This is a genomic window from Bradyrhizobium sp. JYMT SZCCT0428 (assembly GCF_018131075.1).
GTDB lineage: Bacteria > Pseudomonadota > Alphaproteobacteria > Rhizobiales > Xanthobacteraceae > Bradyrhizobium.
On sequence record NZ_JAFCLS010000003.1, the window covers coordinates 74,559 to 96,205 of the forward strand.

20 protein-coding genes and 2 pseudogenes are annotated in these 21,647 nt (G+C 62.7%); 4 read left to right on the top strand and 18 right to left on the bottom strand.

Annotated elements, in window-relative coordinates; translation table 11 throughout:
- Positions 1-64: 64 nt before the first annotated feature.
- The 3 genes and pseudogenes from JQ575_RS03750 to JQ575_RS44370 all read right to left on the bottom strand — a co-directional run.
- On the bottom strand, positions 65-2,314 hold the full coding sequence (locus tag JQ575_RS03750; protein WP_212031936.1) for a PAS domain-containing hybrid sensor histidine kinase/response regulator: 2,250 nt from the start codon (positions 2,312-2,314) through the stop codon (positions 65-67).
- Positions 2,315-2,464: 150 nt separating this feature from the next.
- On the bottom strand, positions 2,465-2,932 hold the full coding sequence (locus tag JQ575_RS03755) for a hypothetical protein (protein WP_212031937.1): 468 nt from the start codon (positions 2,930-2,932) through the stop codon (positions 2,465-2,467).
- Between the two features lie 966 nt (positions 2,933-3,898).
- Positions 3,899-5,342, bottom strand: a pseudogene (locus JQ575_RS44370) (YifB family Mg chelatase-like AAA ATPase); the annotation flags it as partial.
- A 223-nt stretch (positions 5,343-5,565) separates the two neighbouring features.
- On the opposite strand from JQ575_RS44370, the gene JQ575_RS03770 reads away from it, so the two are divergent.
- Positions 5,566-5,742 (top strand): hypothetical protein, encoded by a 177-nt coding sequence (locus JQ575_RS03770; RefSeq protein ID WP_212031938.1) that lies wholly within the window; start codon positions 5,566-5,568, stop codon positions 5,740-5,742.
- Between the two features lie 196 nt (positions 5,743-5,938).
- Here JQ575_RS03770 and JQ575_RS03775 read toward each other — a convergent pair whose 3' ends face one another.
- The 9 genes and pseudogenes from JQ575_RS03775 to rsmI all read right to left on the bottom strand — a co-directional run bounded on the left by JQ575_RS03775 (position 5,939) and on the right by rsmI (position 12,694).
- Entirely contained in the window at positions 5,939-7,054 is a 1,116-nt protein-coding gene (locus JQ575_RS03775; RefSeq protein WP_212031939.1) for a hypothetical protein, read from the bottom strand.
- A gap of 54 nt (positions 7,055-7,108) precedes the next feature.
- Complete coding sequence (locus JQ575_RS03780; RefSeq protein WP_212031940.1) at positions 7,109-7,672, bottom strand: DUF4365 domain-containing protein; 564 nt, start codon at positions 7,670-7,672, stop codon at positions 7,109-7,111.
- 493 nt (positions 7,673-8,165) lie between these two features.
- A pseudogene (locus JQ575_RS46370) lies at positions 8,166-8,264 on the bottom strand (ATP-binding protein); the annotation flags it as partial.
- A gap of 199 nt (positions 8,265-8,463) precedes the next feature.
- Positions 8,464-8,652, bottom strand: coding sequence for a hypothetical protein (locus tag JQ575_RS03785; protein ID WP_212031941.1), 189 nt, complete (start codon positions 8,650-8,652; stop codon positions 8,464-8,466).
- 118 nt (positions 8,653-8,770) lie between these two features.
- Positions 8,771-9,082, bottom strand: a complete 312-nt coding sequence (locus JQ575_RS03790) for a hypothetical protein (protein ID WP_212031942.1) — start codon at positions 9,080-9,082, stop codon at positions 8,771-8,773.
- Positions 9,083-9,213: 131 nt separating this feature from the next.
- A complete protein-coding gene (locus tag JQ575_RS03795) occupies positions 9,214-10,197 on the bottom strand; it encodes an MBL fold metallo-hydrolase (RefSeq protein ID WP_212031943.1) in 984 nt (327 codons plus the stop codon).
- A 156-nt stretch (positions 10,198-10,353) separates the two neighbouring features.
- Positions 10,354-11,301: a glutathione synthase gene (gene gshB, locus JQ575_RS03800; RefSeq protein WP_212031944.1), complete on the bottom strand. Its 948-nt coding sequence runs from the start codon at positions 11,299-11,301 to the stop codon at positions 10,354-10,356.
- Positions 11,302-11,334: 33 nt separating this feature from the next.
- Entirely contained in the window at positions 11,335-11,748 is a 414-nt protein-coding gene (locus tag JQ575_RS03805; RefSeq protein ID WP_212031945.1) for a YraN family protein, read from the bottom strand.
- Entirely contained in the window at positions 11,735-12,694 is a 960-nt protein-coding gene (rsmI, locus tag JQ575_RS03810; RefSeq protein ID WP_212031946.1) for a 16S rRNA (cytidine(1402)-2'-O)-methyltransferase, read from the bottom strand. Before rsmI ends, JQ575_RS03805 begins: the two co-directional genes overlap by 14 nt.
- Before the next feature lie 355 nt (positions 12,695-13,049).
- On the opposite strand from rsmI, the gene JQ575_RS03815 reads away from it, so the two are divergent.
- Positions 13,050-14,264: a penicillin-binding protein activator gene (locus JQ575_RS03815; RefSeq protein WP_212031947.1), complete on the top strand. Its 1,215-nt coding sequence runs from the start codon at positions 13,050-13,052 to the stop codon at positions 14,262-14,264.
- Positions 14,265-14,280: 16 nt separating this feature from the next.
- On the opposite strand, the gene JQ575_RS03820 is transcribed toward JQ575_RS03815, so the two are convergent.
- From JQ575_RS03820 to rph, 5 genes are all read right to left on the bottom strand, one after another.
- Entirely contained in the window at positions 14,281-15,126 is an 846-nt protein-coding gene (locus JQ575_RS03820) for a hypothetical protein (protein ID WP_212031948.1), read from the bottom strand.
- Positions 15,123-16,235, bottom strand: coding sequence for an aminotransferase class I/II-fold pyridoxal phosphate-dependent enzyme (locus tag JQ575_RS03825; RefSeq protein ID WP_212031949.1), 1,113 nt, complete (start codon positions 16,233-16,235; stop codon positions 15,123-15,125). Before JQ575_RS03825 ends, JQ575_RS03820 begins: the two co-directional genes overlap by 4 nt.
- 249 nt (positions 16,236-16,484) lie before the next feature.
- On the bottom strand, positions 16,485-17,666 hold the full coding sequence (gene hemW, locus JQ575_RS03830) for a radical SAM family heme chaperone HemW (protein WP_249166419.1): 1,182 nt from the start codon (positions 17,664-17,666) through the stop codon (positions 16,485-16,487).
- A complete protein-coding gene (gene rdgB, locus JQ575_RS03835; protein ID WP_212031950.1) occupies positions 17,659-18,288 on the bottom strand; it encodes an RdgB/HAM1 family non-canonical purine NTP pyrophosphatase in 630 nt (209 codons plus the stop codon). The genes hemW and rdgB overlap by 8 nt, the downstream gene beginning before the upstream one ends.
- An 11-nt stretch (positions 18,289-18,299) precedes the next feature.
- Positions 18,300-19,013 (bottom strand): ribonuclease PH, encoded by a 714-nt coding sequence (gene rph, locus JQ575_RS03840; RefSeq protein WP_212031951.1) that lies wholly within the window; start codon positions 19,011-19,013, stop codon positions 18,300-18,302.
- 243 nt (positions 19,014-19,256) lie between these two features.
- Here rph and hrcA point away from each other — a divergent pair, with 243 nt between their 5' ends.
- Positions 19,257-20,345, top strand: coding sequence for a heat-inducible transcriptional repressor HrcA (hrcA, locus tag JQ575_RS03845; protein WP_192736160.1), 1,089 nt, complete (start codon positions 19,257-19,259; stop codon positions 20,343-20,345).
- A 194-nt stretch (positions 20,346-20,539) separates the two neighbouring features.
- Positions 20,540-21,136: a nucleotide exchange factor GrpE gene (gene grpE, locus JQ575_RS03850; protein ID WP_192736161.1), complete on the top strand. Its 597-nt coding sequence runs from the start codon at positions 20,540-20,542 to the stop codon at positions 21,134-21,136.
- Positions 21,137-21,156: 20 nt separating this feature from the next.
- Here grpE and JQ575_RS03855 read toward each other — a convergent pair whose 3' ends face one another.
- A complete protein-coding gene (locus JQ575_RS03855) occupies positions 21,157-21,585 on the bottom strand; it encodes a VOC family protein (RefSeq protein ID WP_212031952.1) in 429 nt (142 codons plus the stop codon).
- Positions 21,586-21,647: the final 62 nt, after the last annotated feature.

A 21,647-nucleotide genomic window follows, 5' to 3' on the forward strand; every position in this document is an offset into this window, starting at 1 on the left:
CCATAGCGCGGCATAACGGATAGGTGGATTGCTTCGTCGCTTCGCTCCTCGCAATGACGGTGGTTTACGCCGCGATGTGGCGCGAGGCCGCAAGACCTGCGATCGCCTCCGCCAGTTTCTCGCGATCGAGCGGCTTGATCAGGAAACCATCCATCCCGGCTTCAAAACAGGCGTAACGATCTTCCACCAGCGTGTTGGCAGTCAGCGCCAGGATCGGCGTCCGGCGTCCGGGCAGGCCGGATTCCAGCGTGCGCATCCGCTTGGTGGTTTCGATGCCGTTGAGCTGCGGCATCTGGATGTCCATCAGCACCAGATCATAGCCCGCGCCGGCCGATTTGGCCGACAGCCAGGATTCCAGCGCCTCTTCGCCATTGGTGGTGATGACGGCCTGGTGCCCCAGCCGGCTCAGCAATGAACGCATCAACAGCGCGTTGATCTCGTTGTCTTCCGCGACCAGGATCGAAAGCCCCTTGCTCGCCGGCGCCGGAGTCGGGGCAGGCTCATCCAGGCCGGTCATGGCATCGCTGACGACGCTCGGCGCCGAGATTTCCGGCGTGGCGGTCAGGCGCGCCGCGAGCGAGGCGGCGCGGAGCGGCTTGACCAGATAGCCAGTGAAGGGGGATGCCGCTGATGGCTGCAGCTCCTGCCGCGTGGCCGGCGTGAACATCACGATGCGCTGCGTGGCGTGCAGCCGTGCGGCCTCGCCGAACGCTTCGATGGCTTTGGTGCCGAGCGCATGATCGATCAGGATGGCGTGCCAGAGCCGCTCCGGCAGCAGCGCCTGGGCGACGTCGGCGTCGGAAACCATGCAGGTCTGGCCGCCCCAGCGCTGCAGCCGCCGCGCAGTCAATGAGGCCTCGATGCTCTGCGGCGACACCAGCATGATCGACTGGCCGGTCAGGTCGGGTGCGGCAAACGTCTTCGGCGCCCCGGAATCGGGGGCCGGCAGCGGGATCGTCACCTCGAACGTCGAGCCGATACCGGGCTTGCTCTCCAGCGTGATGCGGCCGCCCATCCGCTTGACGATGCGGTCGCTGATGCTGAGGCCCAATCCAGTGCCGCCATAGCTGCGCGCGATGCGGTCGTCGGCCTGCTCGAATTCGCGGAAGATGCGCTCCTGCGCCTCGGGCGCGATGCCGATGCCGGTATCGCGCAACACAAAACTGACTTCACCCGGACGGATGCCGGGCTCGACAATCAAAGCGACGCCGCCGGTCGCGGTGAACTTGATCGCGTTGCCGGCAAGATTGAGCAGCACCTGGCGCAGCCGCGCCGCGTCGCCGACCACTTCCATCGGCAGGCGCTCGTCGATATAGGCGGCGATCTCGAGCTTGCGGGCCTGGGCGCGCGGCGCCAGCAATTCGGTGATGCCCTCGATCAGCTCCGGCAGGGCGAAGGCGCGATGTTCGAGATCGATCTTGCCGGCCTCGATCTTGGAATAGTCCAATAGCTCCTCGATCAGCGACAGCAGCGCGTCGCCGGAGGTCTTCACCGCCTTGACATAGGTGGTTTGTTCCGGCGTCAGCGGCGTATCCAGCAACAGCCCGCTCATGCCGATGATGCCGTTCAGCGGCGTGCGGATCTCGTGGCTCGCCATCGCGAGGAAGCGCGACTTGGCGCGGCTGGCGGCATCGGCCTGGTCGCGGGCCTCGGCCAGCGCGCGCTCGCTCTCGGTGCGGTTGGTGACGTCGCGGCCGACGCTTTGCATTTCGGAGGGACCGCCGGCGTCGTTGCGCACCAGCGCTTCACGCCAGGCGATCCATCGCGGCCCCTCGGGGCCCGCGATCTTCTGGTCATGGATACGCGTGCCGTTCCATTCCAGCACGCTGTCGCCCTGTTCCAGAATATCGAGCGTGGCGGTGCTGCCGATCAGGGCTTCGCGCGGCGCTTGCGCCAGTTCGCAATAGGCATCGTTGACGAAGGTGATGCAGCCGTCGGTGTCGCGCAGGATGATCAGGTCGCCCTGCGATTCGAACAGGCGGCGGGTGCGCTGCTCGGCCTCCTGCAGTTCCCAGTTGCGGTCCGCCATCGCTTCATTGTGCAAGGCGACCTTGTGCATCTTCTTGCGCAGGTAGCGAAACCGGGCGCTCTGGGCGGCGAGGGCGACGCAGGCGATCGCGAACAGGAAGCTGATGCCGATCGCGAAGGTGTGCGGATTGTAGCCGGATATTTCCGAGCGGCTTGCGGTAATGAAGCCGTAGGCGCCGCCAAAGGTGGCGGAAAAAACGATGAACGAGCGGAGCGTGAAGCTGACCCAGGGATGCCGGCGGCCAAAGCGGCGGAAGTATAGTTTGATCCGGTAAGTCCGCCCCATCGTCAGTTACCCTGAGATTGTTTGCTCGAATTGAGGCGGCTCGATTCGCCCGGTGCATTGAAGCAGACGATGCGTTGCCGACCTTGCGAAGTGTTTGAAGCTGGCTGCCTTTCGCGGGTGCGATAAAAACAGGGTTGATGAAGTGTTAATTCACAGCGAGGCGGCGACAACGCGAGGCTGTGCGCCGCGGGCGCTGACGATGAGGGCGGCGGCGTCGCGCACCGAAAAACTCTTCGAGCGCACGAAGATGCGGTAATCGGCCGGTCCCTCCGTCGAGAGATAGATGACGGGTTCGGACGGCGACGGCGAGCTGGAAATCGCGACCAGCTGCGGTGGCGAATGGCTTTCGCAGGCGCCAGGCTCGGTGCTGTCAATGTCGTCGATGACGGTGAAGTCCGCCGCTTCCGCGCTGTCGGAGATCTGGACGCGGACGGTGGCGCGGCCGGGATCGCTGGTGAAACTGACGTGACGTTCGGCCTGCCAGGACAGGGCCGCGATCTGGACCGAAGCGCCCGCAACCTCGATGCAGGGGCGCGGACCGGCCGAGAACTCGCCGCGGGCGAACAGGGCGACGACGGCCAGCGGAACCACCGAGGCCAAAACCTTGAAACGCAACATGACACTACCCACTCAGCACAAGCCCGCGACAGGGGGCTTATGGTTGGCAGAGGGTAAAGAAAACTCGTTACTACGGGGTTTATGAGCCGAGGCGTCGCTCGCGAAGGCAGGTGACCCAGTACGCCGCGGCCTATCCACGTCATTGCGAGCGTAGCGAAGCAATCCATCGCGCGGCATGCTGAGACATGGATTGCTTCGCTGCGCTCGCAATGACGGCTGAACATAACCTCACGTTCTCGCGACGCATTGCGCCCGAGCTTTGCCAGAAACTTCCCGCCCCCAAATTAAGAGGGCGCAGGGAATGCCGGATGCGCGCTGCACCCGCGGTCCCGTGTGCGGTTTGCACAAAACAAAGTGCACACGAGCATACAGGGCAGCGGAGAACATCCGACATTCCCTGCGCAATGGCTTTACGGCTTATGCCGTGATCTCCCCGGAGACGAGTTCTTGGTTGACTCCGTCACTGCCGTTTCCGCTTGCGCTTCTCCGACAGCTTGACACCAGCAACGGGTGCCAGGACCACACGGTTTTGCCGTACGCTCGATCCACGCCGTCGTCAGACGTGAGCCCAGCGTCCACCGCAACCCGCCCAACGTCCGTGACGACGGCCGACGCCCTTCTGACCAGGGCGGGATGGCGAAAGATGCGCACTGATGGAAATTTTCTGCTTGACACAATTTCTGAAACTCAGAATTGATTTGCCCGTCGTGTCAATTTGTCGCGACAAGATTAGAAAGCGGCCCGCCGGGACGGCTTACGTGGTGCCAGAGTGACGACTTGGCGACTGCGGGTCCGGCACGGTCCTAAGGCAACAACCGCAACTTGATTGTTTCGGCTTTCTGATTTGGAAGCGCAAGACCTGTGACCTTGTAGGATGGGTAGAGCGAAGCGAAACCCATCAGCTCCGTCACACATCATTGATGGGTTTCGCTGCGCTCTACCCATCCTACGAGACCTACGAAACCGTCACGCTGCGCGCCGCGCATCATCGGCCAAGGCACGATACGACAACGCTTCCGCCAGATGCAGCCGGCCGATCTTTTCCGCGCCGTCGAGATCGGCCAGCGTGCGGGCGACACGGAGCACGCGGTGATAGCCGCGCGCGGTCAGCTTCATGGTTTCGGCGGCGTCGCGCAGCAGCTTTTGTCCCTGCGCATCCGGCTGCGCGATGGTTTCCAAGAGCGACGCCGGCGCTTCCGCATTGGTGCGGACATGCGGCATGCCGGCCGCCGCGTAACGCGCGAGCTGAACGTCGCGCGCGGCGGCGACGCGGGCGGCGACTTCGGCGGAGCCTTCACTCGGGGGTGGCAGGATCAGGTCGGCCGCGGTCACCGCCGGCACTTCGATGCGCAGATCGATGCGGTCCATCATCGGCCCCGAGATACGCACCTGATAATCCCCTGTGCAGCGGTCGATCCGGCCGCGCTTGCAGGAATAGCCGGGCTCATAGGCATGGCCGCAGCGGCACGGGTTCATCGCCGCCACCAGCATAAAGCGCGGTGACGCGGTGATTGGCCCTGCTTACCGCGACCTCGCCGTTCTCCAGCGGCTGGCGCAGCGAGTCCAGCACGCGCGGATCGAACTCCGGCAATTCGTCGAGGAACAGCACGCCCTGATGCGCCAGCGAAATCTCGCCGGGTTTTGCCCGCATGCCGCCGCCGGTCAGCGCGGCCATGCTCGCCGAATGATGTGGCGCCCGGAATGGCCGCCGCGCCGTCAATGCGCCGTCGCGGATTTCACCGGCGACGGAGGCGATCATCGACACTTCCAAAAGTTCAGACGGCGACAGCGGCGGCAGGATCGAGGGCAGCCGCGCCGCCAGCATCGACTTGCCGGCGCCCGGCGAGCCGATCATCAGCAAATGATGTCCGCCGGCCGCCGCGATCTCCAGCGCGCGTTTTGCGCTTTCCTGGCCCTTGATGTCGCGCAGATCGAGCAGCGTCTCCTCGCGCTCGTGCACTTTCGGCTGCGGGCGCGACAATAGCTGCGTGCCTTTAAAGTGGTTGGCGATCTGGATCAGCGATTTTGCGGCGATGATCTGGATATCCGGGCTCGCCCAGGCCGCTTCCGTTCCGCAGGCGGCGGGACAGATCAACCCTTCGTCGCGCGAATTGGCGCCGATCGCCGCCGGCAGCACGCCCGCGACCGGCGCGATCGATCCATCGAGCCCGAGTTCGCCGAGCACCGTAAAGCCTGCGAGCGCGTCCGGCGGGATCGCGCCGATGGCGGCCATCAGGCCGAGCGCGATCGGCAGGTCGTAATGGCTGCCTTCCTTCGGCACGTCGGCGGGCGCGAGATTGACCGTGATCCGCCGCGCCGGCAGCGCCAGCCCCGAGGCGATCAGCGCCGAGCGGACCCGCTCGCGCGCCTCGGAAACCGCCTTGTCGGGCAGGCCGACGATCGCCATTGCAGAGTGTGAATGACAACGCTATAGGCGTTGGCAAGAGCCATCACACGGAGATTGCAATGGAATTGGGGAACACCGTCACCATCGTCGCGCTAAGGAGTGCCATCAATCTCGCTTGGGTCATAGCACGAGCTGCACGAGCATTGGGAGCCCTTGGGGAGCGGCTGGAGCACGCTGTGGAGCGTCAGGCGGACCGGAGGCAAGTAGACATAACCTCGTTATGAGAATGACCAACAAGCTCTCCGAGGATCCCGAGGTGACCGCGCGAGCCTTGTGGCTCTATGACCGCGAGATGTGCCCCCAACTCATTGTGGCGTTGCAGGACTACATTCGGCAGCGAGAGCGCGAGGAACGGAACGACGAGGATCAAGCGGCCTATGAGAAACTGAATGGAGGTTCCTAGAGGGATCAGGCTTGTCAGCCTCTCCTCCTTTTCCCAATGGAACCACACTGTGGTTCCGCGCGGTTAGCATCGGGTATGCAGGTAGGACATCGGGATATGCAGATGCACAAGACTCGCCGTGTTCCAGGTGTGGCTTTTAAGTTACAAAGCGGGCTCAGGGAGACGCGGTCTAAGGGGGAACTTCAGCTTCTTCCGCTCACCCGAGCAAATCCCCTCCTACCTCGTCATCTTCATCGAGAATGGGTTGCAGTTCCGTAGGATTGTGCAGCCAGTATGTGCGGCCTTCCCTCATCACTGTACCGGTCACCCTGACAGCTTGATGGAGATGGTGCGCCCAAACAGCGACGTCATAGTTGGGGGACGGAAGGGCTATTGTTACCTTTCGCATAACCCCCTCAACGGGTGCGTAGACGGTGACAAGACCGATGGCGTGTCCGTCCAGCCGCTCAAGTTTTACAACTGGTCCCTCGATTAGATACCCTTCAATTTTATCGTGTGCCCGAAATATACGTGCAGCCTCCTGCAGGGCAGGAATGAAATCCGAATTTATGCGCACATGGGAAGGTGTCTCGTCGGCCTGAATTGGGCGGTTCAACGACCAAGCTACACTGAGGTCAATGGCCGAGGCGTCGATGGTTCTAAAGAGCCCCGATATTGCTTCGCATAAATTCGCGCTGACACCGCCCTCCACGGAATTTTGAAACGGTTCGAAAACCAGTTCCGTTGAAGTCGAAGAGGCCTCCGCAGCGCTCATCGCAAGATCAACTGATCCGGCAAGCTTCCTTACGACAGAGCGCTCAAAAGGCTCCTGCGGGAACAACTCAGTATCGTTTTGAAGCGCTAGCTGCGGCGACACCGGGGATAGGATAGTAAGAACGTAACTGCCGCGTTCCGTTTGTCCCAATCGCGCTTTAGACATGTATTCAAGAGCGAGCCGTGGCCTACGGGAATGAAATACAGGACGGGGCTTCACGGTGGCGCACGCAGCCGACAACAGCAAGTCGCGCGCTTGCTCGAAGAGTTGCACTCCCGCATCAATCCGTACAGTCCCGTCAAGAGTGTTTGGTCCCTGCGCAGCCAAGCGGATGACGTCGAAACCGGAGTTCTGGAGGTCCTTCAGAATGTCTAGTTGTGACCGGTTCTCCACATTCTCCAACTCCTGGAGAGCCTCAGAGAGTTGCGCAACGTAATCTCTCGCATCTCTTGTTGCCGGAATAAGAATTTCCGCGTCAGGGTGATCGTGATGTACCCATACCGAACCGTCCGCGCACATCGCTAAACCTTTGCCAGCCGCGCGAACGTAGGTAACCAATCACGTTGATGGGTGTCAGCGATCCAATTGCCTGCGCGTCTTTTATAATCGCTCTCACAGGTCCAATCCGTTGCTCGTGTTGGACATCATAGTCTGCAGGGCGGTCGGATTAAATACGTTCTTGCGCGGGAAGTGCACCGTTTGCGAAGTAGCATTTGAACTCGATGGCGCCCCCTTCAGAGAGACCCAGTAAGCACAATGGCTCATCACCAACGTCTTTTCGCTTTGGTCCATCCACTCATTGACGTTAGAGGGAACGAGGACGAGCACCAAAATCCTTGGGTTGCTGACCATCGGATCGCGCAGGTTATCATAGGTCTCCAAGTCCAAGGAGTAGGACACCGGATCGTTTGAGGCCACACCGCTCATCTGACATTTTGCTTGGATGTCGATTTGAGGCTTACTCCTGATCGAGCCGACCACTCGGGAACGGACCGAATAGTCAATCTTATCATGGTCAATACTCGGGACTTCGATCGCGCACCCGGTAACCGCACATACAGCGCGGATATACACACCGGAGAACGCTTCCTGCCTATGAGAGATGGCCGCATAGGGCGGTACCGTTGGCATTCCCAAACCTTGCGAGCCTTGTTGATAGCATTTCTTGAAATTCAACTTAACGCAAGCGCGCCTTCGGCTGCTCAACCTGAAGCTAGGAACAGCGCATCCGACAAGCACTGCAGCATGAGCGCGCGGACGCAACAGGTCCTAAGGCCTTTCAATTTTAGTCGAGCAGCGGACGTGCAAGCGAGGTGGGCCGATGAGGCCTCCGAGGGCACCCGCGCTCTCCGTGCGGAAGTCGAGGGGCACGCTGCCATAGAGCACGCGGATGAATTGAGTGGACCCACGGCGTTCAAAGAAGGACGAGCAGCGGTGCAGCAGTTAGCTCGGCGGCAGCGGGGGCCTTAAACCCGAGGAACTAGAAATCCTTCCTCAGAATGAAATCAATTAGGGTCCCATACGCCCAAAGGGGACCCGCTTCGCCCGCCCCAGCTTCTCCGAAATGCTCCGTGTAGCATTCCGCCCGAGCGCCGTGACTGTCTGCATTCGCGATCAAGCCCACTCCGAAAGACGTAGCAAGTCAGCAGTTTTGTCATTGACGTCTCGCGATAGCAAACGCCGGCAGCCCGGGCGCGACCTGCACCTGCACGTCGACCGCGCGGGCCTCGATCCCCTCAAAAGCGACGGTAGAAACCCGTTGGACCATGCCGACCCCTTGCCTCTACCAAAGGTAGCGGAACCGGGCGGGATGTGCAAGAACATTACGGGAACATGCAGGTCTTGGCCGGTTCATCGCGCAATGGGCAGCGTTTTGATCAGGCCGTCTACTTCCATCTGGTGCGTCAGGTAGTAAAGCCGGGCGATCTCTTTCTTCGAGAGGGTGACCATCGCCTGATAGTCACCACCTAGCCGGACGTGGTGTGGCAGTTCACCGTTATGCGCTCGACGACCCCACCGTCGCCAGAGAGAACGATAAGCGGCTCTTCCTTGGAAAAGTCGGTGCCAACCGGACCTGCCGTCGTTTTGGTCAGGTCGAATGAAGCGATGCTCAGGCGGCCATGCTTCCGGGCCCAACCCTCAAATTGAATATCCATCGCAGCCTCCGCTAGGGAACTAAGCGCATTATATCCGTTCTTAAAATATATAGCGAAGCCTTATTTATTTTAAGGGAGCAAAGGGCGGTATAAAAGCACCAAAAATGGAGGCTTTGGGCTAGTTCAGCTTCCCCGCCGCAACCACGGCCATATTGGGCTGCGGCTGCTCCAGCATCTTCAGCGCGGCATCGAGGCCGTTGCGCAGATTGACGGCGGCGTTCTGGCTGCAGCGCAGGCGGCCTGAGGAGATGAATTTTACCTCGGTCGAGCCATCGGTCTTGGGAATGAGAATTCGGGTGGCGAGTTCGATCTCGACCGAGCCGTTCATGGTGCCGTAGGCGCCGACGATGTCGAAATAGACCAGCGGAGCGGCGGCTCCGGTGTCTTCATAGACAAGGTCGCCCGGCTTGGGGTTCGGTTGGTCGGTCAAGGGGCTCTCCTAGATAGCGTCAGGTCAGCATTCTCTGAACCTTGCTTACGCCAGTCCGGGTTCGATCCCTAGTGCCGGGTTCAGCCCGGCGGTATTCGGGGCCAGCACGGCCGGCCCCGAATAATTGCAGCTCAAAGATTCATCACCATCGCCGACGGATAGTAATGGAAACCTTCGCTGGTCTTGCCGATGTGGCCAAAGCCGGGCCAGGCGAAGTGATAGGACATGACCGGGATCTTGTTGGCCGCGATCGTGTCGAGCAGTTTTACGCGTGTGTCCGCAGCCTGCTTCGGATCGCTGTCGTAAGAGAATTGCATCCGCGGCTTTTCCAGCAGCAGTATCGGGTGGTGGGTGAGGTCGCCGAGGAAGGCGAAGGATTTGCCTTTCGAGCTCACCATGAAGATGGTGTGTCCCACGGTGTGGCCGGGCGCTGCGATCGCGGTCACGCCGGGCAGGAATTCCTGGTTGTCCTTGATGAAGACGATGCGGTCGCGTACCGGCATCAGATTTTTGCGGGCGTGAATCACGAAATCCTTCAGCGGACTGCCGAGCTTGCCTTCATCGGTCCAGAACTCGAAATCGCTCTGGGTGATGTAGACCTGCGCGTTCGGGAATAGCGGTTTGTCGTCGGCGCCGACGAGGCCGCCGATGTGGTCGATATGCGCATGCGAGCACACCACGGCGTCGATATCGCCCGGCTTGATGCCGGCTTCCGCCATGCTCTTCTGCTGGCGGCCGGTGGTCGGCCCGAACGCTTTCGACGTGCCCATGCCGGTATCGAACAGGATCAGCTTGTCGCCGGTGTTCACGATCGGCGAGTTCTGCTCGAGCACGACATTTTCGGCGTCGAGGAAGTTGTCGGTCAGCATCTTCTTCACTTCATCGTCGGACACGCCGACGAAGGTACCCTTGGGCGGGCCGAGCGGCAGCGGGCCGTCGGAGACCACGGTTACCTCGGCGTCACCGAGAACGAAGCGGTGCCAGTAGGGCGTTTGCGTGCCGAGCTTGGGTGCCTTGGCCAGCGCGCTGCCGCCGAGCATGGTTGAGGCGCCGAGGCCAACACCAAGTCCTGCACCGAGAGCAAGCAGGGACCGTCGCGATACGTCCATCGTCATGCGTCTTCCTCCACTGTTTTTTGTAGAACTGCGTTGTCGCCGGACAGATTCATCCGCGGCTACAGGCTGCTCCCGCGCCTCGAAATTGGCAAGTAGGATTAGACGCCTAACAGACGTGCAGGTGAGATGTGCAGGCGCACAACCGCGCGAAGAAAATTATTTCGCGCCCCGCTTCGCCTCAATGCTGTCCCAAACCATTGCAGCGACGTCAGGACCGTCGAGCCGGGCGATGGCGCGGATGCCGGTGGGCGAGGTGACGTTGATCTCGGTGAGGTTGCCGTCGATCACGTCGATGCCGACCAGCAGCAGGCCACGCTCGCGGAGATGCGGCCCCAGCGTGGCGCAGATCTCGCGTTCGCGCGGCGAGAGGTCGGTGGCCTGGGCGGCGCCGCCGCGCACCATGTTGGAGCGCAGATCGTCGGCGGCCGGCACGCGGTTGACGGCACCCGCGAATTCGCCGTCGACCAGGATGATGCGCTTGTCGCCGTGTTTGACCTCGGGCAGGAACCGCTGGATCACCCAGGGCTCGCGGAAGGTGACGGAGAACATGTCGAACAGCGAACCGAAATTCATGTCCTGCGGCATCACGCGAAACACCGCCGCGCCGCCATGGCCGTGCAACGGTTTCATGACGACGGCGCCGTGCTCGTCGCGGAATGAATTGATCTCATTGATGTCGCGCGAGATCAGCGTCGGCGGCATCAGCTGCGGAAAGTTCAGCACGAACAGTTTTTCCGGCGCGTTGCGCACGCTGGCGGGATCGTTGACGACCAGCGTCTTGGGATGAATGCGCTCGAGGAGATGAGTCGAGGTGATGTAGGCGAGATCGAACGGCGGGTCCTGCCGCAGCAGGATGACGTCGAAAGCGCTGAGCGCCGTTCGCTTGGGTTCGCCGAGCGTGAAGTGATTGCCGGGCTCGTCGCGTACGGTCAGCACCTGCACCGGCGCCACCAACTCCTCGCCGCGCAGCGAGAGCTGATCCGGCGTGTAATAGGAAATCGCGTGGCCCCGCTTCTGGGCTTCCAGCAATAGAGCAAAGGTCGAATCGCCGCGGATGTTGATACGCGCGATGGGGTCCATCTGGACGGCGACATTCAATTTCATGGGGCGGGTCCGAGTCTCTGTGAAAGGAGTGGTTTAAGCGCTGGCGTCGAATGCCGCTAACAGATGGCGTGGCAATCGCCGCGGCGCAATCAGGATCGCGTCGAATCGCAGCTCGAATTCGGCATGCTCGGGATGCGCCATCAGCCAGGCCTGCGCGGCATCGATGATGCGGGCCTGTTGGCGCGGCGTCACCGCATAGGCGGCGTCATCGAGCCGGGCGCGCGCCTTGACCTCGATGAAGGCGATCAGATTGCGCTTCTTGGCGACGATATCGATCTCGCCATAGGGAGTTTTGAAACGCTTGGCGAGGATGCGGTAGCCCTTGGCCATCAGGAAGGCGGCGGCGCGGGTCTCGGCCGAAAGCCCGGTCTGGAACGCGGCGACCCGCTCGGGCGCGGCGAGTTTTGTGGACGCGTCGGGCGGCGTGGCGCCGTCAGTCTTCGCCATCGCCGTCTCCATCGCGAGTTTCTTTGGCGAGTTCGAGCGCGCGGGCATAGACCTCGCGGCGCGGCCGGCCGGACAGTTCGACGGCATGCGCGACTGCATCCTTGACGCTGTCCTGAGCGAGCGATGACCGCAGCAGGTCATCGAGATCAGCCTCGGTCATGACCAGCGCATCCGCCCGGGGTGGGCCGACGACCAGCACGAATTCGCCCCGCGTCTCCAGCGTATCGGCGAGCTTCGCCAGTTCGGCGACCGGCGCGCGCGAAATCTCCTCGTGCAGTTTTGTCAATTCGCGGCAGATCGCGGCGTCGCGCTCGGCCATGATCGAGGCGAGGTCGCCCAGCGTGTCTGATATGCGGTTGCCGGATTCGAACATCACGAGCGTGGCGTCGATCCGGGCGAGTTCTGCCAGCCGCGTGCGGCGCGCCTGCTGCTTGGCGGGCAAAAATCCCTCGAAGAAAAACCGGTCGGTGGGCAATGCCGCTACCGAGAGCGCCGTCAGCACCGAGGAAGCGCCCGGCACCGCGATCACGGCATGCCCGGCGGCGCAGACCTCGCGCACCAGCTTGAAGCCGGGATCGGATATCAGCGGCGTGCCGGCGTCCGAGACCAGCGCGATCGAGGCGCCCTGCGCCAGTTTTTCCAGGATCTTTGGCCGCGCCAGCGCGGCATTGTGCTCGTGATATTGCTTGAGCTGCGCCGAGATTACGTAGCGCTCGGTCAGGCGGCGGGTGATGCGGGTGTCCTCGCAGGCGATGATGTCGACGCCGGCCAGGGTTTCAAGCGCACGCAACGTGATGTCGCCGAGGTGGCCGATCGGGGTGGCCACCAGATAGAGCCCGGGAACCGGCTTTGGCGCGGTCAGGACATGGCCGCCGATCGAAAATGTCCTGTTCACAGAACCCGGTTCGGCTTCAGGCCCGTAGCTGGAGCTGGTTTTTGCGCGCATCATGCCAATCTAAAGCGTTTTCAAGCGAAGTGGATACCGGTTCGCGCGAAGAAAACGCGCCAATACAAAGACCGGGTGTTCCGGTTTAGAACCGGAACACAGTGGTAGTAGCGCCAGCGCCACAGTGCGGTGGCAACGTTGGTGCTAGCATCACGGGAAGGGGGCAAGGTATCCGCAACCGGCGTTGAGTCCGCGGGACCATAATCCTTTTGTTTTGGTTAACTATTCGCCGACAATATGCCTGAATCCGCCCGCCTTTATTCCGGAGGTTGGAGCCTTAGGATTCAGGTCCTGAGGTTCAAGTCCTTGAGGTTCAAGTCCTGGCCGATCAAGGTCGGTCACGAGAAGAGATAAGATGGTGGGCCCGCTCATTCGCAAACCTCAGCCGTCAGGGGCAACCCGGCGGACGGCGGTCGGCCTTATTCTCGGCGCGCCGCTGCTGGGCGCCTGCTCCAGCGTGCAGCAGAGCTTTGGCCAGTTTTCCAACCCGTTCTCCTCGCCGCAACCCGAGGCCGGGCCCGCAGGGCCGCAGCAGCAACCGCTCGCGGTCGGCACCGGGCAGGTCAAGGTCGGCCTGATCCTGCCGCTCTCGGCCGCCGGCAATGCCGGCGTCGCCGCGCAGTCGATGAAAAACGCCGCCGAAATGGCGCTGGCCGAGTTCCAGAACCCCAACATCCAGCTTCTCATCAAGGACGACGGCGGCAGCCCGCAAGGCGCCAGCCAGGCTACCCAGCAGGCGCTCGGTGAAGGCGCGGAGATCATCCTCGGGCCGCTGTTTGCGCAGTCGGTTTCCGCGGTCGCGCAGCAGACGCGCGCGAAGGGCGTGTCCGTGATTGCGTTCTCGACCGATTCCAGCGTGGCCGGCCGCGGCGTCTATCTGCTCAGCTTCCTGCCGGAATCCGACGTCAACCGGATCGTCGATTACTCGGCCGGCATCGGCAAGAAATCCTTTGCCGCGCTGCTGCCCGACAATGCCTATGGCAATGTGGTGGAAGGTGCCTTCAAGCAAGCGGCGGCGCGCAAGGGCCGCATCGTCGCGTTCGAAAAATATGGCGCCGATCGCTCGGCCGCCGTGCGTACCGTCTCGCAGTCGCTCGGCCAGGCCGACGCGCTGTTCATGGCCGATGACGGCGATTCGGTGGTGGCCACGGCCGATGCGCTCACCGCCGCAGGCGTGAATTTGCGCAACATCCAGTTGCTCGGCACCGGCCTGTGGGACAGTCCGCGGGTGTTCGCGAGCCCGGCGCTGCAGGGCGGTCTCTATGCGGCCCCGGATCCGTCGGGTTTTCGAAGTTTCGCCGGCCGCTACCGCACCAAATATGGCGGCGAGCCGGTGCGCACCGCGACGCTGGCCTATGACGCGGTCGCTCTGGTCGCCGCCTTGTCGCGCACGCAGGGCGCGCAGCGCTTCGCCGCGGAAACGCTGACCAATCCGTCCGGCTTTGCCGGCATCGACGGGCTGTTCCGCTTCCGCTCCGACGGCAGCAATGAACGCGGGCTGGCGGTGATGAAGGTGGCGCAAGGCGGCGGCACGCCGGTTGCGGGCTCGCCGAAGAGTTTTGGCGCTTAAGCTTTATTCAGCTTGTTTATTCAGCTTTCTTGGCGTTCGCGAATTCAGCCTCGTAACGCCGCCGGTTGCTCCAATAGATGTTGGCGAACAGCGCGGCTTCCTGGCGGTAGGGGATGTGGTCGTCGGCATCCTGACCGGCCTGCGCTTCAATCCAGGCGGCGTGCTGAGCGATCGCGCCGGAGCGATCACCGCGCAACGCCTTGATCTGGAATTCGAACATGTGGCTCTCGATCTCCAGATACCGATCGTACCAGCAGGTCGACCATTGACGGTTCTGCAGCGCGAAGCGGCGGATCCAGCGCTCGGTCAAATCCATCTCATGTTCGGGCTTTGAAAACATCACGTCGCGCCGCGCTTCCTGCAGCGTTTCGATCGCAACGGGCTTGTTCTTGGCCCACAGCGTCTGCATCGACGGATCGGACAAATAGCGATCGGCATAGATCGGATGCGCAAAGGCCTGCTCGCGCAAATGCGGCAGTTCGAAATAGACGCGGATCTCCGAACACACGCTGGCCTTCAGTTCATTGTCTTCCATCTTGCGGTGGAAGGCATCAAAACCGATGCCGGGGAAGTAGGGCATGAACGCCTGGTGGAACATCTCGTGCAGGCGATAGAGGTCCTCGATCGCGGGATTGTCGTAAGCGCGGTTCATGGTGACGCCCCACCATGAGCAGAAATGCGCGCGCTCCAATCGATCGTCGGTGGCGTCGCAAAACAGCCGCGGCAGGCTTGCGAACTGCTCGACGATGTCGTGGATGAAGCCACCATCGGCATGCGAGGCGCGGATCGGCGCGCTGCGCCACAGACCGTGCACGTGGCGGTGAATCTCTTTTGCATCCGTCAGACTGATCGGGTTCTTCAAGTCGCGCCTCCGGGAGCGGCGATCGGCCCGGCGGTGCGGATCATTTCGGCCATGACCGGCGTCAGGCACAGCCGCAAACGTGCATCGGGGGCGCCGGCCGGGCGACGCAGGAAATCCGCGAGCGCGCGGTCGGTGGTGGTGGCTTCTGCTTGGGCCAGCACGGTGACGTCGCAGGGCGAGAGCGTCAGCCCGAGGCGTCGGCCGACTTGAATCGCCGCTTCGCGTTGAACGGTTTTGTAGCGCCGCGGCAGCTCGAATACGTCGTGACGTTCCAGCAAGGTCAAGCCGAGCTGCAGCGAAGTGAGATTCTTGAACCATTGATTGCCGAACAGGCTCGGCATCGCGTGACGGCACAGCATGCCGCCGATGCGGTCGTAATAGACCCCGAACGGCTTTGACAGGCTGAACGCCAGCGCCTGCACCGCCGGACTGTCGGCGGCAATTTTTGCGGCGGGCGCTTCGGCAATCGAGCCGACATAGGTGACGTCGAGCAGCACGCGGGGCTTTTCGGCGGCGGCGAGCAACGCCAGGAAATCATTGGCGTGCGGCCAGACATTGCCGTCGATCGCCGAGGGCTGGCTCAGGCAGAACAGGGCATCTGTGGGCAGCGCGCGCGCAACGGCCTGCCATTGGCTCCGCGGATGTTCGATCACGGCGATACCGCAGGCTTCGGCATAGGCCTTGTAGCCCTCATACTCGCCGGCGAAGACGTGCACCTCGGGACTGAATTTTTCGACGCGGGCGCGATTGCCGTAGGCGGTGATGACGTGAAACAGCGCTTCACTGCCGCCGGCGGTCGGATAGCGCCAGGGAAAACCGGCGGTATCGATCGCAACCACGGGCGACGCCCAATTCATCCAGCGTTCGATGAAGGCTTCATGCGAGGCGAATTGCTTGCCGGTCCAGGCGTCGCGGAATTGTTCGAGATGATGACGCCGCGCAGCGTCGGGGCCAGCGACCGCGTTGCCGAGAATGAAATTTTTCGCGGCTTCCGTCTCGGGGGTGACCAGCGCATAAACCGTCTTGCTCGCGCCGGCGGCTTTGACGCGGCGGTCGAGCTCGGGATCATGGATCGGCGGGGTGATGGTCCGGTCGTTCACGATCGTCATGCAAATGGCGGTTGGGCAAATCGCTGGACAAATCTAGCACGGCCGGGCGCTCAGCGCTCGAAACACTGCGCTTTACGTTATCAGACCCTTACGCGGCGACAGCCTGGCTCTCTCAACACGTCGTCCCGGCCTTGAGCCGGGACCCATACGCCGCGGCCGTTGTTGTTTGCAATAAGTCTCTGCCACCATTGTCTCACCGAGAGGCCGCGGCGTATGGGTCCCTGCGTTCGCAGGGACGACGGATAAAATTTACGCCGCCAGATCGGCGACAACCGCATCGAGCACCGGGAAACCGGCCTGCGTCACCCGCAGCCGGCCGTCGGCATCGACGATGATCGCGCCTTCTTCGCGCAGCACGGCGATCCGGCCGGGATCGAGGGTGCGCCCCGACAGCGCGGCGTAGCGCTTGGGATCGATACCTTCCGCAAGCCGCAACCCCATCAGCAAAAATTCGTCGGCGCGCTCTTCGCTGTTGAGGACATCGTCGGTAATAAAACCGTGGCCGTTGGCCTCGACCCGCATCAGCCAGGCTTCGGGACGTTTCTCGGTCGCGATCGCGTGTCTTTCGCCATCGATGTCGAGGCGGCCATGGGCGCCCGGACCGATGCCTGCATACTCCTCGCCGCGCCAATAGACGAGATTATGTTTGCACTCCGCGCCCGGGCGAGCGTGGTTGGAAATCTCGTAGGAAGGAAGACCCTGCGCGGCGCAAACATCCTGCGTCACGTCATACAGCGCGCGGGCGACGGCCTCATCCGGCGTCTTCAACTTGCCCGCGGCGTGCAATCCGAAGAACGGCGTGCCTTCCTCGATCGTGAGCTGATAGAGCGACAGATGTTCGGCGGCTTCCGAAATCGCAAGCTTCAATTCATCGGCCCACATCTGCGGCGTCTGGTCGGGGCGGGCGTAGATCAGGTCGAACGAATAACGGTCGAAGGATTGCCGCGCGATCGCCACCGCATCCAGCGCCTCGCGCGCGCTGTGCAGGCGGCCCAATGCTTTCAATGAAGCATCATCCAGCGCCTGCACGCCGAGCGACACCCGGTTGACGCCGGCCGCGCGATAGCCGCGAAACCGCGTCGCCTCGACGCTGGTCGGGTTGGCTTCCAGCGTCACTTCGACATCACCAGCGACGCGCCAGTGTTTACCGATTGCATCCAGGATGGCGCCGACGGTCTGCGGCTGCATCAATGATGGCGTACCGCCGCCGAGAAAGATCGAGGTGACTTCCCGCCCCGGCGCGCGCTCGGCGGAAGTTTCAATCTCGCGCGCAAAGGCACTGACGAACCGCGCCTCGTCGATCGGCGCATGCCGGACATGGCTGTTGAAATCGCAATACGGGCATTTCGACAGGCAGAATGGCCAGTGCACATAAACGCCGAAAGCCGCTTTGCCGGTCTTGAGGATCTCGGGGCGCTCGAAGCTAGCCAAGGCAGATCTCCGCCAGTTTGACGAAGGCGCGGGCGCGATGTGACAGGCCGAGCCCCAGCGGCGGCAGGCCGTGCTTCTCGATGCTGGCCATCTCGCCGAAGGTGCGGCCGTGTCCATCGGGCAGGAACGACGGATCGTAACCGAAACCCTCGGTGCCGCGCGGCGGCCACACCAAGGTTCCATCGACCCGCGCCTCGACCTCCTCAACGTGGCCGTCGGGCCAGGCGACGCACAATGCAGATACGAAATGCGCCTTGCGCTTGTCAGGTGTTTTGGCGCCGCGCTCCTGCAACAGGCGTTCGACCCGCGTCATCGCCGCCAGAAAATCCGCAGGTTTGCCGGCCCAGCGCGCCGAATAGATTCCGGGCGCGCCGTCCAGCGCATCGACCACGAGGCCGGAATCATCGGCGAAGGCCGGAAGCTGCGCGGCTTTCGCAGCCGCGATCGCCTTGATCGCCGCATTGGCCCGAAACGTCTCGCCGGTCTCCTCGGGCTCATCGAGGCCGAGTTCGCCCGCGGAGATCGCCTCGACGCCATGCGGCGCCAGCAACTCGCGCATCTCGGCAAGCTTGCCGGGATTGTGGGTCGCGATCACCAGGCGGCCTGTGATTCGACGGTGCATGATCAATCAGACTACGCGACGGCCATCTTTTGCAAGTCCACCAGACGCGCGACGCCCTTGCGCGCCAGCGCCATCAGCGCCAGGAACTCGTCCTGCGAGAATGGCGTCTTCTCCGCGGTGCCCTGCACCTCGATGATGCGGCCGTCGCCGGTCATGACGAAATTGGCGTCGGTATCGGCCTCGGAATCCTCGGCATAGTCGAGGTCGAGCACCGGCGTGCCCTGATAGATGCCGCAGGAGATCGCCGCGACATTGTCGCGGAGCACATTGGCTTTCAGCATGTTGCGGTTCTTCATCCACGAGATGCAGTCGGCCAGCGCCACCCAGGCGCCTGTTATCGAGGCGGTGCGGGTGCCGCCATCGGCCTGGATCACGTCGCAATCGACCGTGATCTGGCGCTCGCCGAGCGCTTCAAGGTCGACCGCCGCACGCAAGGAGCGCCCGATCAGGCGCTGGATTTCGACGGTGCGGCCGCCCTGCTTGCCGGTGGCGGCCTCGCGGCGGGTGCGTTCCAGGGTGGCGCGGGGCAGCATGCCGTATTCGGCGGTGACCCAGCCGCGGCCCTGACCCTTGAGCCAGGGCGGCAGGCGTTCTTCCAGCGTGGCCGTGACCAGCACATGGGTATCGCCGAACTTCACCATGCAGGAACCTTCGGCGTATTTGACGACGCCGCGTTCCAGCGACACGGGGCGCAGCTCATCGGGCGCACGGCGGCTTGGCCGCATGGGGAATCCTCCGGAAAATCAAGCAAAAGCGGTTCGCGGTGCTTGTAGGAGGGGGAGCGGGCAGCGGCAAGGGCCTTTGCCACCTCTTTGAGGGCTAGGGCTTCGGGTCGAAGCCCTAGATTCTTGTTCTGACGCGTTTTCTTCACGCGAACCGGCACCCACTTCGCTCGAAAACGCTTTGAATGCGTGCTTGTCACCGGCCCTCCGGATAGACAGATTAGGGGCAGCTGTGAGGGAGTAATTGTGGCCCACCACGATCCGATTGGCCTGATCGCACCGAATGCCGGGCTGGCCCAGCTCAATGAGCGTTCGCGCGACATTTTTCGTCAAATCGTCGAGAGTTACCTCGCAACCGGCGAACCGGTGGGCTCGCGCAACATCTCGCGCCTGATCGCGATGCCGCTGTCGCCGGCCTCGGTGCGCAACGTAATGTCGGACCTCGAACAGCTCGGCCTGATCTACGCGCCGCATACCTCGGCCGGCCGCCTGCCCACGGAACTCGGCCTGCGTTTCTTCGTCGACGCCCTGATGCAGGTCGGCGACCTCACCGAAGACGAACGGCAGTCGATCCAGACCCAGCTTGCCTCCGTCGGCCGCGCGCAATCGGTCGAGGCGGCGCTCGGCGAAGCCCTGACGCGGCTGTCGGGCCTGACCCGCGCCGCTGCGGTGGTGCTGACCGCCAAATCCAATTCGCGGCTGAAGCACATCGAATTCGTGCGGCTGGAACCGGAACGCGCGCTGGTGGTGCTGGTCAGCGAAGACGGCCAGGTCGAAAACCGCGTGCTGACCCTGCCGCCCGGCGTTCCCTCATCGGCGCTGACGGAAGCCAGCAATTTCCTCAATTCCCGCATTCGCGGCCGGACCCTTGCCGAATCGCGCCTCGAACTCGAAACTGCGTTGACGCAAAGCCGCGCCGAACTCGATCAGCTGACGCAGAAGATCATCGCGGCCGGCATTGCGAGCTGGTCCGGCGGCGAAAGCGAGGACCGCCAGCTGATCGTGCGCGGTCACGCCAATCTGCTGGAGGATCTGCATGCGCTGGAAGATCTCGAGCGCGTGAAGTCGCTGTTTGACGATCTCGAGACCAAGCGCGGCGTCATCGATCTGCTCGGTCGCGCCGAGCGTGCCGAGGGCGTGCGGATCTTCATCGGATCGGAGAACAAGCTGTTCTCGCTGTCCGGTTCCTCCACCATCATCGCGCCCTATAGCGACGCCGCCGGCCGCATCGTCGGGGTGCTCGGCGTGATCGGGCCGACGCGGCTCAACTATGCAAGGGTGATTCCGACGGTGGACTATGCCGCGCGCATCGTCAGCCGGATGCTCGGTGGTTGATCCGGCCCGAAAAAAGCTTCGCTTTGTTGTTTTGACTGCCCTTCCTGGCGCGAACCGGGGTCCACCCCGGATCGGGTCCGGTGCAGGCATCGCTCGAAAACGCCATGGAACGCTTGATTTTCGCCCGCTAAAGCACGATATCCCGGGCAGCAAATCCCCATTTAACCGAACGGTTCTTTTGAGAAGGCAGACTTATGACCGATCCCAACCGGCCGAATGATGACGCGGCGGCGCCGAGCGAGCCCGTGGTCTCAAAGCCCTACATCATGCCCGACGATCCCGAGGAGGGATCGGTCGAGGCGTTGACGAAGGAAGCGGCTGAAGCGCGCGACAAGATGCTGCGCACGCTGGCGGAGATGGAAAATCTGCGCAAGCGCACCGCCAAGGAAGTTGCCGATGCGCGGGCTTACGGCATCACCGGCTTCGCGCGCGACATCCTCGACATCGCCGACAATCTGCAACGCGCGCTGGATGCGGTTCCCGCTGAAATGAAAGCCTCGGCCGATCCGGCGCTGAAGGCGTTCATCGAAGGCGTCGAGCTGACCGAGCGGTCGCTGCTCAACACGCTGGAGAAAAACGGCGTCAAGAAATTCGATCCGTCGGGCGAGAAGTTCAATCCGAACTTCCAGCAGGCGATGTACGAAGTCCCTGACGCGTCGGTGCCGGCGGGCACCGTGGTGCAGGTGGTGCAGGCCGGCTTCATGATCGGCGAGCGCGTGCTGCGTCCGGCGCTGGTCGGGGTATCCAAGGGCGGCGCCAAGGCGGCGCCTGCCGCCGACATCACGACCTGAGGCGAAAGAGCCGATCCGACTTACGCATCCATCGGCTTCTCATTCGCCTTCGGCCAGTAGGTGCCAAAACTCCAGAGATTGCCTTCCGGACCCCGGCAGGCGAAATCGCGGCTGCCGTAGTCGGTGTTGTGCAGTTCCATTTCGATTTTGGCGCCTGATGCCTTCACCCTGGCGCACAGCGCGTCGGGATCCTCGACGGCGACATAAAGCACATCGGTGCGGCGGCCGCTGATATCGCCAACCAGTCTGCCGTATTCATCGTCGCGAGCCTGACCAAGCATCAGCAGCGAAGCGCCGCAGGCAAGTTGCGCGTGCTGCACCACGCCATCGCTGCGGTAGACGACATGCTCGGTGAAACCAAGCACGTCCTTCAACCAGCGGATCATCGCCTCGGCATCCCTGCAGCGCATCGTCGGATAGATGCGCTGCGCGTCATTGCTATTGGTCATGGCACACTCCTTCGTTCGACTTCCGCTAATATGCGGACCCGACGCGGTGGCGGCTTGAAGAT